This window comes from Stutzerimonas stutzeri (assembly GCF_002909485.1).
Classification (GTDB): Bacteria; Pseudomonadota; Gammaproteobacteria; order Pseudomonadales; family Pseudomonadaceae; genus Stutzerimonas; species Stutzerimonas stutzeri_AH.
The window spans coordinates 1-14,290 of record NZ_PPXG01000007.1 but is presented as its reverse complement, the minus strand read 5'-3'; the positions used below and the strand labels follow the sequence as shown (position 1 = coordinate 14,290).

Here is a 14,290-nt window from a genome sequence, read left to right as displayed (position 1 = left end):
TGAGTGCAGGCGCCGCAGAATTCCTCTTTTCTATCTATTCGACTGGTTCGCCGGCGTTTGGGCAGATTATCGCCTGATTTTAGCTGGAGTCCTATCGCGCCCGCGAACTGACCAAGTTGCGGTGGGCGAAGGCTCTAGACTGGCGCTCACGGCCGCAGAAAACCTGATGCAATCACTTGTTTTTTGTGAACTGGCTGGCAAAATGGCCGTCCGCAAGAAAACGGAACTTTCATTTTCACTTGCGGTACAGGCCATTCGCGCCGCAACCAGTGAGATGGAACTCTAACGTGAACGCTGTCACTCCCCCCCAAATCCTCAATCCAAAGCCGCATGACGAGATTGATCTCGTTCAGCTCGGGCGTGCGCTATGGAAGCAAAAGTCGCTCATCGTTGCAGTCACGCTGATTGTGGGCCTTACCGGGCTCGTATACGCACTGCTCGCACCTCGCTATTACACAGTTCAAAGCGTCCTGCGGCCCGCCGCAATCAAGGACCTCGATGAGCTGAACCATCTCGGCATCTATAAGCTGTCGCCCAAGCAAGCCCTAGCCCAAGTTGGAGCTGCGCTCGACTCCTATGAAAACCGGCTTGCCTACTTTCGCGACAATCAGCAGTTGTTTGCCGATCTTGAGCAGCCCGGGCGCAGCCTTGAACAGACTTTCGAAGACTTCAATGATCAAGCGTTCAAAGTGCTGCAGCCTGACCCCAAGAAAGCAGAGGGCACCACGCCTTTCATTGGCCTACAACTAACCTATCCCCAGAAGCTCAACGGTGTAGAGATCGTCAACGGCTTCGTGCAGTACTCGCTGGATAATGTCCGGAAGGAAATTGGCGCGGACCTCGAAACGCTCATCGCCAACCGACTCAGCCAGCTGGAAAAGAAAATGGCTGCCGCCCGCGCTAATTACGAGGCAACCAAAGAAGTCAAAATCGCCAAGCTCACGGAAGAAGACACGCTCAAACGAGCGCAGCTTAACGACGAGCTGGCGGCTCTGCGACAGCAGCTCAAGACCCGTCGCGACAACCGCATCAACCAGCTCAACGAAGCAATTCGCATTGCCACATCACTGGGTATCAGCAAGCCCACAACGCCATCCTCGCTTGGGGCTGCCGAAATCACCGGTCAGGGTAGTGTGATCCGCACCGAGGTCAATAATCAGCAGATCCCCCTTTACTTCATGGGCAGCGAGGCATTGCAAGCGGAGCGCAAGGCCTTACTGGCTCGCCGTTCCGATGACTTTACCGAGCCGCGTGTTGCGCAAATCGCCCGTGAGCTCAAGTTGCTGGAACACAACCGCCAGATCGAGGTCCTAATCAGCCGGGAGAACGATGATCTGTTCCTTAAAGACCTTGCCGGTTGGCGTGAGGAGGCCGCGCGCTTGCGCGCCTTGGCGCTTGATGCCAGCGCGCTGAAGCTGGTTTCCATCGATCAGCGCGCAGTAGAGCCTCGCCGTCCGATCAAGCCCAAGAAGGCGCTGATCGTTGCGCTCGCCTTGGTATTGGGCGGCATGCTTGGCTTGTTCATCGCGTTGGTGCGAAATCTGCGCAGACCTGCCACTGCGGCATGACCATCTATCCGTCCGAACGCCGCTGAGGACTTAGCGGCGTGGAAAGGCGGTAGTATTGCCGCTGATTTTTAAGTGGACTCGTGCCTAGCCTGTTGCGAGTGCGTTGGCTGACATCGTTAAAGGAATAACCGTGCGCTATCCCGATATCGAACACCACGGCGCTCAGGATGGCGTCACCGGCTCCTGTCATCAGCTGCGCATGGATGCGGCCAATAGCTTGCTGATTGATTGCGGCCTGTTTCAGGGCAGCGAAGCCTCGGTGGATGGACGTTCCGGGGCAGGGCGGTTAGCCATCGAGTTTTCGCTGGCCACCATCAAGGCGCTAATCGTTACTCACGTGCATATCGACCACGTAGGGCGAATTCCTTACCTGCTGGCCGCCGGCTTCAAGGGGCCGATTCTGTGCAGCGAGCCCTCGGCCAAACTGCTACCCATCGTTCTGGAAGATGCCTTCAAACTGGGTTTCAGCCGTGACCAGAAAGACGTAGAACGCTATATCAAGCTGGTCGAGCAGCGCCTTCAGCCACTGCCCTACAAACAATGGTTCACTCTCATCGAAACCGATGAGCTTTGCGTGCGTATTCGCCTGCAGCGTGCCGGCCACATTCTCGGCTCGGCGTACGTGGAAATCGACGTGCTCTACCCCGGCACGGGTGACACCAAACGCATCGTCTTTTCTGGTGATCTTGGCGCGCCCCATGCGCCGTTGCTCATGCCGCCTGAACCACCCGAGCGCGCCGATATCCTCGTACTGGAAAGCACCTACGGTGATCGTCTGCATGAAGACCGCGCCAGCCGCCGTCAGCGTCTGGATGCCGTCATCGAGCACGCCCTGCAGGATCAAGGCACCGTCCTGATCCCCGCCTTCAGTATCGGCCGCACCCAGGAACTGCTATACGAGCTGGAAGAAATCATTCACAGCAAACTGCAGGCCCATACAGATAAGCGCCCTCTCAACGCTGATGAGGGTGGTAGCGATTTTGCAAATAGCGTTAGCGCCGCGCACGACTCAAAGTCCCCTCTCCCCTTCGGGGAGAGGGCTAGGGTGAGGGGAAATAACGACAACGCCGAGGCTCGCTTTGGAACAAACTGGCCGCAACTCCCAATCATCCTCGATTCCCCCTTAGCCACACGCTTCACCGAGGCCTACCGAAGCCTGCAGCCCTACTGGAATCAGGAGGCGCGCGAGCGCGTCGAAGCCGGCCGCAACCCACTGGCGTTCGACAACCTGATCATGATCGATAACCACGCCGACCATATCGCCGTGTTGAACCGCCTTGCCCAAACCGCACGCCCCGCGATCGTCATTGCCGGCAATGGCATGTGCTCCGGTGGGCGCATCGTCAACTACCTGAAAGCTATGCTGCATGATCCAAGGCATGACGTTCTGTTCGTTGGCTACCAAGCCAAGGGCACACCCGGCCATGCCATCCAGCAATTCGGGCCCAAGGGTGGCTATGTTGAACTGGATGGTGAGCGTTTCGATATTCGCGCGAAGGTGACCAGCATTGGTGGCTACTCGGCTCATGCAGATCAAAAGGGATTGGTGGATTTTGTGACGGGCATGCGGGAGTGGCCAGCAGAAATAAAATTGGTGCATGGAGAACCAACAGCCAAACGAGAACTAGCTGCCGTGTTTTCTCTGAATTGTAAAGACGTCGTCCTGCGTGCATAAAGGTAGAATATTTTTTCGGCCGTAGTACGAAACCGATTGATAAAATTTTCCCGTTTGTGGTGTGTGAGAAATAGCAAAGAGTACACGAGCAGTTTTACCTAATCATTAGAGTTACATACCCTAAAATCTACGCCAGTTTACCAGCTAGTGAATGCGCTAAGGCAAAACTACATGAAGGGCTGTGAATTACTGAGTGAGGAAAAAGCTTGATTCGCTTAGCATCAATAAAAATAATTTCTTACCTTTGGCTCGGATCTATTCTGGGAGCTGGCTGCGCGTTCGTTACCCAGGTAATTTTGGCACGCGAGCTCAATCCAGCGGATTTTGGAACACTTGCTGCTGCGCTTGGCATGGTTACGCTAGTGGCGCCGCTGGCCAGTTTTGGAGTGGGCGGATTCTGGCTGAAGTCGTTCGGGCAGGAAGGATGGCAGGCCCGGCGCTGGCTACGTGCCTCACTCAAGTACGCGTTGGCAACAACATCTTTGGTGCTTGTAGCGTTATGGATATGGGGGGGAGTAGGGCCACACGATGCGTCTACTCGAAGTCTGCTATTGGTCCTATCAAGTTATCTATTAGGATTAGTTACGGTAGATATGGTCAGCGCTAAGTTACAGCTAGAAGAACGCTATGTGGAGTTGGCTATCTGGCAGTTTTTCCCCCATTTTTTGCGATTGCTGGTGGTGTTAATACTGGTCTTTATAACAGTCCAGTCAGTTACGCCCTGGGGGGTTGCATGCGCATATTCCATAATGTCCTTCGGCGTTTTTATCTATGGCATGAGATTTTTATGGCAGTTGTATTGTGGCAATTTGGATCTGAAAGGACATGGTGAGGCGCTAGCTGGTTCCAACATAAAAAACGCCTCTCCCAGCATCATGGCAGTAGCCGCTCAATCCTGGCCATTTGGCTTGGCCGGCGTATTTTACCTAATCTACTTTCAGAGTGATGTGATTCTTCTGAAGTACATTTCGGGGGACGAGGCAGCAGGGCAATACAACGTCGCATTCGTAATTATGGCAGCTGTCTATTTGTTGCCCAGCGTAATATACCAAAAATTTCTTTTGCCAAAGATACATCGATGGGCGAACCATGATCGACAACAGTTCTATCAAATTTACCGTACTGGTAACTTAATCATGCTATTGCTAGGCATACTAGCTATGTTGGTGATATGGGTTTTCGCTCCTTGGGGAATACCGCTGTTTTTTAGTAGCAGCTATATGGACGCTATAATTCCTTTAAATATACTCGCGCTTGCTGCACCAATTCGCTTTTTGGCAACCAGTGTAGGTTCCACCCTGGCAACACAACAACATATGAAGAAAAAAGTCTGGTATATGGCCTTCACTGCTATATTAAATATTTCTCTTAATGCTTTTTTAATTCCAGAATATGGGGTCATTGGGGCTGCCATTGCCACCGTCGTCAGCGATGCCGCTCTGCTGATATTGTACGTATATTCTGCAAAGTATCATGTTTTTTTTAAGGGTAGCTTCAATGCCAGATAGTCTAGTATCCGCATCCAATATTCGAGAGGTCGTGACGGGTGGCTACTGTATAGGTTGTGGTGGTTGTGCGGTTCAGGACAACACAATTAGCCTAATGCAAAGTCCTATCGGTATGCCACAAGCAGAGTTGACTAACAATTCACAGCTTGACAGCGTTTGTCCATTTGGCTCCGATGTTTCAGAAAATGAAATATCTAAGTCATTATATGCCGATAATGGTTGTTTTGATGAAAGGGTCGGATTCTATCTGGGTAACTATGTAGGGTTCGTTACGGAGTCAACGTACAGAGAAAGCGCCAGCTCTGGCGGTATAGTCTCTTGGGTGTTAGTTGAGCTATTCAGGCGCGGGGAGATAGACGGTGTCATCCATGTCGCTGAGGGTCAAAATGATATCTTCGAATATCAAGTGTCCGAGACAATTGGCGAGATCACAAGAAAATCCAAGTCGCGGTATTATCCCGTGCATTATGAAAATGCTTTAAATAAAGTATTGGGGAATGGTAAGAAGTACGCGTTTGTTGGTGTTCCTTGTTATGTTAAGTCTATTAGGCTCTTGGCAAGAAACAATAAAAGTGTTAATGAAAGCATAAAATACTGCATTGCAATTTTTTGCGGTCACTTAAAAACAAAAGGCTTTGCTGAAATGATTGCCATGCAGCAAGGTGTCCCAGCTAATGCCATAGCGTCAGTAGACTTTAGGGTAAAGAATCTTAAGCAGCCAGCTAATAGGTATAGCAGTCAGGTGTTTTTCAAGGACAGCTGCGGAGAAATAAAGTCGCTGCCACCCGTGCCAACTCAAGATCTATATGGGCTGGACTGGGGGTTGGGGTACTTCAAGCCGAAGGCTTGCGACTGGTGTGATGATATTGCTGGAGAGACGGCGGATCTAGCTTGTGGCGATGCGTGGTTGCCTGAGGTAGTAGAGGATCCTCTTGGTACGAATGTAGTGATAACGCGCAACAAGTTGATCGATGATATTTTAAGAAAAGGGCGCAGCGAAAAGCTATTATCGCTCACCGATGTGTCTGTGGAAAAAATATATGAATCCCAAGCGGGAAACTATCGACATCGGCGTGAGGGGTTGGCTGTAAGGCTTGAAGACGCAGCACGTCGCGGGATCTGGACGCCGCCAAAGAGGATTAAAGCTGCGAGTTATATGGTGGGTAATTCCAGAAGAAGAATCTATATGCTGCGTGCGCTTATAGCTGAACGCTCTCATTTTGCTTTCATTAAAGCCAAAAATAAAAATAGCTTTCTTTATTTTATGTTTTTGATGTTGCCCTTGGAGTTGTATTACTACTTTCTCAATGGAAGGCTTTTTCGAGGATCGGCCAAATTTTTATACCAACTTTATCGATATTTGACGCGAAGGAATAGGTGATGCGATTTTATTTTTCTGGGCAACGTACTTTTGGCAATCGGGGTTGCGAGGCAATCGTGAGAAGTACGGTTGCGATGCTAAATAAAAAGTTTAGTGACGTTGAGGTATTGGTACCCTCAGACGATATCGCGCGTGATGAAAAACAGTGGCCAGAAGCAGGGCAGCATGGCGTTCGCTTTGTTGATGCTTATCTCCCGGCTCACACTCGACCGTGGACCCACCTGCAACGCTTGCCCCTGCCCGTGCTAAAACAAGCTGGTTGGCCTTTCCCGTTTCCCAAAAAAGTGCGGGATGAAATACAGAGCTGCGATGCTGTCTTGTCGGTGGGCGGCGATAATTATTCATTGGATTATCGGTTGCCGTCTTTGCTGATGGGGATTGATCGCCTAGCGATGGATTTAGGGAAGCCCGTAATACTTTGGGGTGCTTCAGTGGGGCCGTTTGAGCGCGAGCCACAATTTTTGCCCGCTATTCGAAACCATTTGGCAAGGATGGCTTTAATTGCTGTAAGAGAAAGTATTTCTTATGAATATTTAACTAAAATTCTAGGAATGAATAACGTAATTCAAATGGCTGATCCAGCATTTACGTTAACGAAAGAACCTGTTGACATAGCGCCATTCTGGCCGCAGTCAGAAAGTAAAGGCGTGATTGGGCTAAATATAAGTCCGTTGATTGAACGCTATAAGCGCGGCTCGCAAGATCTCAGAAAGGAGACCATAAACTTTATCCGTGACGTCGCGAGCAGAGGGTACGGCATATTGCTAGTGCCGCACGTGGTTCCGCTTGACGGCAACGACAATAATAATGACGCCAAGTATATGACGGGGATTCTAGAGGAAGTAAAGGCGTTGGGCAATGCTGTAAGCATTATGCCGGAACGCTTTAATGCTTCTCAAATAAAATACGTTATTAGCCAGCTTCGTTATTTTATTGGTGCGCGTACCCATGCCACGATTGCTGCACTCTCAAGTGGTGTTCCTACGCTGTCTATTGCCTACAGCGTTAAGGCTCAAGGGATTAACAAAGATTTATTGGGCGACATGCGCGTGGTGTTATCTACTCCAGACCTAACCGCCGCATCTCTGATGGAGCATTTAGAGTATCTTATCGCAAATGAATCGATAATTAAGGAGGCGTTAAGTATAAAGCTTCCTTTATGGCGTGAGCGTGTTGAGCTGGCAGCGATTGAAACAAATAAAAGGATGCGAGTTTATGCCTGAGGAGGCTAGCGTTAGTGTAATCGTCCCCTGCTACCGGTGTTGTGAAACCATAGAGCGCGCTGTGGCTTCGATAGCCTGCCAGACTTTACGACCGGCTGAGGTGATATTGGTCGATGATAACAGTGCGGATAGGACGGAGTTTTTGTTAAAAGAAATTCAGCAGAGTTATGCAGAAGGCTGGATCAAAATAGTTCGTCAGTTTTCGAATAAGGGGCCAGGATCAGCACGTAACGCTGGGTGGGAGTTGGCATCGCAGCCATATATAGCATTTCTCGATTCAGATGATGCGTGGCACCCGCAGAAAATTGAAATTCAATGGCGTTGGATGGTTGATCATCCTGAAGTGGTGCTTACGGGGCATGCTTATCAAGTAGTTAATGGGGCGCTGCTTGATGCTAATATCCAAGATAATGTGTTTGGATTTAACAATGTATCTAAGCGTAAGTTGCTGTTAGCGAATCAGTTTGCAACGCCGACTGTTATGTTGAAGCGTAGTTTGCCATATCGATTTGTTGAGGGTAAGCGGGCGTGTGAAGATTTTTTATTATGGTGCGAAATTTTGCTTGGCGGGAATAAGTGCTCTCGTAGCCCTTTAGCTCTTACCTGGTTGTTTAAGGCCGCTTACGGGAAAAGCGGACTCAGCGGGAATTTATGGAGCATGGAAAAGGGAGAGTTGGATGCATATCGGAGATTGGCACGAGCTGATCTCATCAGCTTTCCTCTGATGATGGTTTTGAGCGTATGGTCGTTATTAAAGTTCGCTAGGCGGATTATTGTATATTCAGTGCGGGTATAAGCCGGTGATCTATTTATTTGGCTGGTTGCTTTGCTATTTCTTTATTGCAGTAGAGGCTATCTCCGGCTACAAGGGCCGTTTCTTTGCTTTTTTGTTGGTTTGCTATTTTGGCATCGTTTCATTGTTACGGGGATCTGTAGGTACAGATACGGCGAATTATGAAAAAATGCTAGTGTCTGTGACCAATAACTACATTTGGGATGGTAGAGAGCCGGGTTTCATGGCAGTCGCTTGGCTGCTTAGCCTAATTGCGCCATCTGCTGAAATTGCGGTTAGACTACTTAGTTTTATTTTTTTTGTAGTGCTGGCAATTTTTCTGATCCGCTCAGATAGAAACGAACGCTTTCTCTTGGTGGGTTATATTATTCCCGCGTTCGCTTTTCAATATAGTATGAATGGCCTGCGCCTTGGGCTTGCATCCTCGATTCTAATGCTGGCCGTCCAGCAGTATCGAATTAATGGCTCGCTGGCGGGGATCCGTGTAGCAATTCCATCTATTATGTTTCATTATTCTGTTTTTTTTTCATTGTCATATTTAATTGTCTCTCAGGTTGGATTTTTGCGAGTTTCTTCATTGTTTGGCTTGTTGACTCTCCTGTTTTTTGGTGTCGCTGGGTTTTTTTTGTTGGATATATCGTATGTGGCTGATAAGTTTTCTTCTTATCAGATGATGCAGGCTCCCGGCACATTGTCGGGTGTTAGTAGGGTGGTGGTGGTTTTAGTTTTTGTGTGTGGGATTGCAATTAGTAACCTTCCTAGCGGCGACCGAATTAGGTTGTCTGTGTTGGGCCTTTCATTTTTATTTCTGTTCTGGCTTTTAACGCAATATACATATGCAGGTTTAAGGATGTTGGATCTTCTTTGCCTAGTGTGTCCTCTGGCTATGGCTGTTAGCTTTGCGCGTTTAGGATTGAATTTTAATATACCTATTAAAATTGTGATTTTATTGGCTGGAATGCTTTCTGTTTTTGCTGTTTATCGAGGGTTCTTGCTAGAGTCTGGTTTGGGAAGTTCGCCTTTTTTGCCGTACGAATTTATATCTCTTCCTTTCGAAATTATTTGAGATTTATTTATGCGTATTGTAGTGACTGGGGGTACAGGATTTATCGGCTCGAGATTGGTTTCGTCGCTATGTCGCTTGGGTCATGAAGTGCGCGTTATCTCCCGAAAGACAGAGCTTGATGTTCCTGGTGATTGTTTTGATGTTGTAAATTTAGATCTGGTTCGTGCGACCTCAGTTCCGGATGAGTTATTGGCTGACTGTTCGTTATTCTTTAATTGTGCGGGGGCGCTCTCTGATAATAGCTGCATGCGTGCTCTTCATGTTGAGTCAACGCGGATGCTGGTTGATGCATGTAAGAAAGCGGCTGTAGCATCTTCGCGTAGTATTCACTGGGTGCAGTTAAGCAGTGTTGGTGCCTACGGCGCGGTACGTGGTAGGGCAGATCTTAATAGGGTTGTTACGGAAGAGACTCTAACTAATCCAAAAGGAGAGTATGAGGTTACTAAAACTCAGGCTGATGAGCTGCTGCTATCAGCCGCTGAGCCTGGGGTATTTAGCTGTTCTATCCTACGGCCTTCTAACGTTTATGGGATAGGGATGCCTAACGACTCTCTGCGTCAATGGGGCAGGGTTTTGCAGGCTAATAAATTTTTTTATATAGGCCCTAATGGAGCTATTTCTACATACGTGCATGTGGATGATGTGGTAAGGGCTCTGTTATTGTGCGGCTTTAATGAACATGCCAAGGGCGAGATATTCAATATCTCAAACGACTGCACTCAGGAAGAGCTGGTTGAGGCTATGGCGGAAGCTCTCAAAGTGCGCGCTCCGGCGCTGCGGGTGCCGGAGTTACTGGCTAGGGCGACTTCCAGAATCTTTTCGCGCGTGCCAGGATTCCCCCTTTCAAGTACTAGAATAGACTCTCTTGTGGCGCGCACGACTTATCCCGTGGATAAGTTGGCCACGGTTTTGGGGTATAGCCATGACCGTCCTGTAAAGGACACGATTTCCGAAGTTATACTGAGTAATAATGATGGGCGCTAATGCTGAATACCAATAGAGGATTGAGCGGGGTAAGTATCGCTAGAGTGTCTACGGTGTCATTCTTCGTTCAGACCCAGTTGCGCTCTCAGATAGGAGACATTGCCCAGAACGGCGGCGATGTTATGGTCGTTGCAAGTGACAAGGCGTTGGGCTTTGAAAGCCCAGGGGTTAGTTATGCTTCGATCCATATCCCGCGAAAGATTGAGCCACTAAAAGACTTAATTGCACTTATAAGACTTTGGCTTTTCTTTCGGCGGTCAAATTTTCAGATCGTTCACTCTACAACGCCAAAGGCTGGCCTGCTTTGCTCAATTGCTGCTCTAGTGGCTGGTGTGCCAGTTCGACTGCATACCTTTACCGGTCAGGCATGGGTTGAAATGCGCGGACTGAAGCGGTTTCTTTCTAAAGGAAGTGATAAATTAATTGCATTATTGAATACTCGATGCTATGCGGATAGTAAATCTCAGAAGGAATTTATAGTTAATAGCGGGGTCGCCAAATCAGTTCAGATTCACGTCCTCGGCTCTGGTTCTTTAGCGGGTATAGACCTGCAGCGATTTCGTTCTGAGCGGTTCTGTGACGCTGATAGTGTCAAGCTGAAGGTGGAACTTAATATTCCGGCAAACGCCCAAGTGTTATTGTTTGTTGGGCGTTTGACTAAAGATAAGGGAATAGTAGAACTGCTGGCTGCTTTTGAGGAGGTCGTGAGTAGGGGGCGCGATACGTACCTAATACTACTCGGCCCCCATGAGGTGGATATTGAAGTTCTATTGTCCGGGTTAAGCGCTGACACGCGGCAACGTATCTCCATGCCCGGCTTTTCGGTTGAGCCCGAACGGTACATGGTTGCGGCAGATTTGCTGGTACTGCCCAGCTATCGCGAGGGCTTTGGCACCGTCGTCATTGAGGCGGCAGCTGTGGGCCTGCCCGCCGTCTGTACCAATATTTATGGGCTTGCTGATGCAGTAGTCGATGGTGAGACCGGCGTACTGGTTCCGGTAAAAGATGAGAAGAGTTTGGCTGCGGCTATCGACGGTCTGCTTGTTGATCCAGATAAACGTCGGATGATGGGTAGGTGTGCGCAATCTCGGGTTGAGCGAGAGTTTTCCAGTGAAAGAATCAGTACATTGTTGATTGAGGAGTATGTCGAGCTCTTGCGTATCAACAAGGAGAAGTTTTCATGACGGCCGCACGTCGAATGACTTTGCTAACTGGTGCGTCTGGCTTCGTGGGTGGTGGTGTACTTAGTCGCCTAGCAGCGGCTGATTATCCTGTTCGTGTCGCCCTGCGTGGTCCCTCGAAAATGGGGTGCCTACGGGTACCTTCTGTAACGATCGGAGAACTCCTTCCTTGTACCAATTGGGCTGAGGCCCTTGAGGGCGTTCAGGTCGTCATCCACGCTGCGGCTAGGGTGCATGTCATGGCTGAGCGGGCTACCGATCCGCTGAAGGAATTTCGCCAAGCGAACGTCGAAGGAACACTCCAGTTGGCTCGTCAGGCGGCTCAGGCAGGTGCCAAGCGTTTCATTTTCATCAGCTCAATCAAGGTCAATGGGGAGAGTACGGAGAGAGACGTTCCATTCTCCATCGGTGATTTTCCGGCACCGCTCGATCCATATGGCATTTCTAAAATGGAAGCTGAGACAGGTCTTCGGTCGTTGGCGGCAGAGACTGGAATGGAAGTGGTCATTATCCGCCCAGTGCTGGTCTATGGGCCCGGCGTCAAAGCTAACTTTCGGAGCATGATGAATTGGCTTTGCATGGGAGTTCCTTTACCGCTGGGCGCTATACATAACAAGCGGAGCCTGGTTGCGTTGGACAACCTTGTCGATTTGATTGTCACGTGTATCGATCACCCCGCTGCCGCCAACCAGACCTTTCTGGTCAGTGACGGAGAGGACTTGTCCACTACTGAACTGCTGCGGCGCATGAGCCTAGCTCTGGGTAAGCCGGCACGGCTGTTGCCAGTGCCAGCGGCATTGCTTGGAAGTGCTGCCGCAATGCTCGGAAAGAAAAACGTTGCACAAAGGCTTTGTGGCTCGTTGCAAGTGGATATTTCCAAGACCCGTGAGCTGTTGGGGTGGGTTCCGCCTGTCAGCGTAGACCAAGCGCTGCGTATGACCGCAGATCACTACTTGGCGCATAAGGGCTGAATACTCGTTACCGAATACCATTTGACGTGACGCGGATAGGCTCGCTTCTAGTTGAGTCTCTAGAGGCATCTACGGAAAAAAACTTGAGGGATCGAAGTTGCTGATTTGGTTGCTGCCGTTACTTATCGGTGTTTCATTTTGCCTAACGTGGGCGCTGCGCCGTTATGCTCTTGCTCGCAGCATCATCGATGTTCCTAATGCTAGAAGCTCGCACTCCGTACCCACTCCCCGTGGCGGCGGTGTGGCGATTGTCGTGACGTTCTTGCTCGCGCTGCTGCTGCTCGGGACCGGCGATTTCATCGAGTCACCATTGATGTGGTCGTTGCTCGGGGCAGGCGCCGGGATTGCCATCTTGGGTTTTCTGGATGATCACGGGCATATTGCAGCACGCTGGCGTTTGTTGGGGCACTTCGTTGCGGCTATCTGGGTGCTGTTTTGGCTTGGCGGCCTGCCTGCGTTGCCGATTTTTGGTAGCACAATTGAACTTGGTTGGTTCGGCCACGCATTGGCCGCTGTTTATCTGGTGTGGCTCCTTAACCTCTACAACTTCATGGATGGAATCGATGGCATTGCCAGTGTCGAAGCGATCTGTGTTTGTCTGGGAGGTACTTTGCTGTACGGCCTCACCAGTGGGGTGAGCGTCGAAACCACCGTGCCTTTATTGTTGGCTGCTGCTGTAGCCGGATTTTTGTTCTGGAACTTTCCACCAGCGCGCATATTCATGGGCGATGCTGGTAGTGGTTTCCTTGGCATTTCGCTCGGAGTGCTCTCTTTACAGGCGGCTAGGGCAGCACCGGAGCTTTTCTGGGCATGGTTGGTGCTGCTCGGTGTATTCATCGTGGACGCAACGTTTACTTTGTTGCGCCGTCTGCTACGCCGCGACAGGGTCTACGAGGCGCACCGCAGTCATGCTTACCAATATGCTTCACGCCACTTCAGCAGCCATTTGGCGGTGACGTTGGCCGTTCTCGTTATCAACGTGCTTTGGTTACTACCTGTTGCTATCTGGATCGCGATAGGTGGCGTAGATGGTCTATCGGGACTGCTCATCGCTTATGCACCGTTGGTGCTGCTTGCCTGGAAATATAATGCGGGTGCATTGGAGTACCGGCATGAATAAGAGGACGCTGTTGATAATCGGCGCTGGCGGCCATGGTAAGGCCGTTGCAGAGGCCGCATTGCTGAGCGGCAATTGGCAACGAATCGTTTTTGCTGATGATCGCTGGCCGGAGCTGAAAGAGTGGGTTGGCTGGCCCGTCGTTGCTAAGGGCGCGGACATTGTTCATCTTCGGGCATCGGTTCAGGGGGCCATTGCGGCCATAGGCAACAACGGGCTGCGTAGCCGTTTTGTTCAGGTTATTGATGCAGCCGGGTTTCCATTGGTTTCAATCATCCACCCTCGGGCGTATGTCAGCGACAGCGCGTTTCTAGGCGCGGGGGTTGCCATTATGGCTTGTGCGATGGTTGGCACTGATGCGCGCCTTGGCAAAGCGGCTATCGTCAACGCGAGCGCAACGGTAGATCACGATGCTGCTCTTGGTGATTTCGCTCACCTAGGCGTGGGCGTTCAGTTGGCAGGCGGAGTGCACATTGGCGCGCGTGCTTGGCTGCAGGCTGGGTGCTGCGCTGGCTATGGCGTCAAGGTTGCCGAGGATGTTGTGCTGGCGCCGGGCACTGTTTTGCAGACCACTTAGCCGTATTTGCGTTAACCGCCGGATCCATATTCGGGTCGAAATCGTTGGGGCGTCTCTATATTCGAGATGGCCCGTTCAGGAGTGAGGAATTGGTGTGTTGAGGTTGGCTGAAAAACTAAGGATGGTCTGAAGTAGTTGTGTATTTCTGGCTGACTTCAGCCCCTGCCGATTTTAAAAGCGGCAAATCGATCAAAAACGCTCAGATCACCCGCTTATTTCTGTGTTTTTAGCCGCCGCGAGCACCTC

The 14,290-nt window shown here is 50.3% G+C and carries 12 protein-coding genes; all 12 read left to right on the top strand.

Features of this window, described 5'->3' with window-relative positions; translation table 11 throughout:
* The first annotated feature begins 287 nt into the window (after positions 1–287).
* The 12 genes from CXK91_RS16505 to CXK91_RS16450 all read left to right on the top strand — a co-directional run bounded on the left by CXK91_RS16505 (position 288) and on the right by CXK91_RS16450 (position 14,044).
* Positions 288–1,568, top strand: a complete 1,281-nt coding sequence (locus tag CXK91_RS16505; RefSeq protein ID WP_103457198.1) for a GNVR domain-containing protein — start codon at positions 288–290, stop codon at positions 1,566–1,568.
* 130 nt (positions 1,569–1,698) lie between these two features.
* Positions 1,699–3,243 (top strand): MBL fold metallo-hydrolase, encoded by a 1,545-nt coding sequence (locus CXK91_RS16500; protein ID WP_103457197.1) that lies wholly within the window; start codon positions 1,699–1,701, stop codon positions 3,241–3,243.
* A 206-nt stretch (positions 3,244–3,449) separates the two neighbouring features.
* Complete coding sequence (locus CXK91_RS16495) at positions 3,450–4,751, top strand: flippase (RefSeq protein ID WP_103457196.1); 1,302 nt, start codon at positions 3,450–3,452, stop codon at positions 4,749–4,751.
* Positions 4,741–6,132 (top strand): Coenzyme F420 hydrogenase/dehydrogenase, beta subunit C-terminal domain, encoded by a 1,392-nt coding sequence (locus CXK91_RS16490; RefSeq protein ID WP_181003972.1) that lies wholly within the window; start codon positions 4,741–4,743, stop codon positions 6,130–6,132. Before CXK91_RS16495 ends, CXK91_RS16490 begins: the two co-directional genes overlap by 11 nt.
* On the top strand, positions 6,132–7,355 hold the full coding sequence (locus CXK91_RS16485; RefSeq protein ID WP_103457194.1) for a polysaccharide pyruvyl transferase family protein: 1,224 nt from the start codon (positions 6,132–6,134) through the stop codon (positions 7,353–7,355). Before CXK91_RS16490 ends, CXK91_RS16485 begins: the two co-directional genes overlap by 1 nt.
* Positions 7,348–8,151 (top strand): glycosyltransferase family 2 protein, encoded by an 804-nt coding sequence (locus CXK91_RS16480; RefSeq protein ID WP_103457193.1) that lies wholly within the window; start codon positions 7,348–7,350, stop codon positions 8,149–8,151. The genes CXK91_RS16485 and CXK91_RS16480 overlap by 8 nt, the downstream gene beginning before the upstream one ends.
* Positions 8,152–8,155: 4 nt before the next feature.
* Positions 8,156–9,214: an EpsG family protein gene (locus tag CXK91_RS16475; RefSeq protein ID WP_181003971.1), complete on the top strand. Its 1,059-nt coding sequence runs from the start codon at positions 8,156–8,158 to the stop codon at positions 9,212–9,214.
* Positions 9,215–9,223: 9 nt separating this feature from the next.
* On the top strand, positions 9,224–10,198 hold the full coding sequence (locus CXK91_RS16470; protein ID WP_103457191.1) for an NAD-dependent epimerase/dehydratase family protein: 975 nt from the start codon (positions 9,224–9,226) through the stop codon (positions 10,196–10,198).
* Positions 10,198–11,382 (top strand): glycosyltransferase family 4 protein, encoded by a 1,185-nt coding sequence (locus tag CXK91_RS16465; protein ID WP_103457190.1) that lies wholly within the window; start codon positions 10,198–10,200, stop codon positions 11,380–11,382. The genes CXK91_RS16470 and CXK91_RS16465 overlap by 1 nt, the downstream gene beginning before the upstream one ends.
* Positions 11,379–12,350 (top strand): UDP-glucose 4-epimerase family protein, encoded by a 972-nt coding sequence (locus CXK91_RS16460; protein ID WP_423834026.1) that lies wholly within the window; start codon positions 11,379–11,381, stop codon positions 12,348–12,350. The genes CXK91_RS16465 and CXK91_RS16460 overlap by 4 nt, the downstream gene beginning before the upstream one ends.
* A gap of 97 nt (positions 12,351–12,447) precedes the next feature.
* Entirely contained in the window at positions 12,448–13,470 is a 1,023-nt protein-coding gene (locus CXK91_RS16455; protein WP_423834025.1) for an MraY family glycosyltransferase, read from the top strand.
* Positions 13,463–14,044: an acetyltransferase gene (locus CXK91_RS16450; protein WP_103457189.1), complete on the top strand. Its 582-nt coding sequence runs from the start codon at positions 13,463–13,465 to the stop codon at positions 14,042–14,044. Before CXK91_RS16455 ends, CXK91_RS16450 begins: the two co-directional genes overlap by 8 nt.
* Positions 14,045–14,290 lie beyond the last annotated feature (246 nt).

Bases quoted from the DNA above. Each gene is read 5' to 3' on its own strand.
- CXK91_RS16490 (WP_181003972.1), top strand. From the start codon at position 4,741: ATGCCAGATAGTCTAGTATCCGCATCCAATATTCGAGAGGTCGTGACG.
- CXK91_RS16485 (WP_103457194.1), top strand. From the start codon at position 6,132: ATGCGATTTTATTTTTCTGGGCAACGTACTTTTGGCAATCGGGGTTGC.
- CXK91_RS16480 (WP_103457193.1), top strand. From the start codon at position 7,348: ATGCCTGAGGAGGCTAGCGTTAGTGTAATCGTCCCCTGCTACCGGTGT.
- CXK91_RS16470 (WP_103457191.1), top strand. From the start codon at position 9,224: ATGCGTATTGTAGTGACTGGGGGTACAGGATTTATCGGCTCGAGATTG.
- CXK91_RS16465 (WP_103457190.1), top strand. From the start codon at position 10,198: ATGCTGAATACCAATAGAGGATTGAGCGGGGTAAGTATCGCTAGAGTG.
- CXK91_RS16460 (WP_423834026.1), top strand. From the start codon at position 11,379: ATGACGGCCGCACGTCGAATGACTTTGCTAACTGGTGCGTCTGGCTTC.
- CXK91_RS16450 (WP_103457189.1), top strand. From the start codon at position 13,463: ATGAATAAGAGGACGCTGTTGATAATCGGCGCTGGCGGCCATGGTAAG.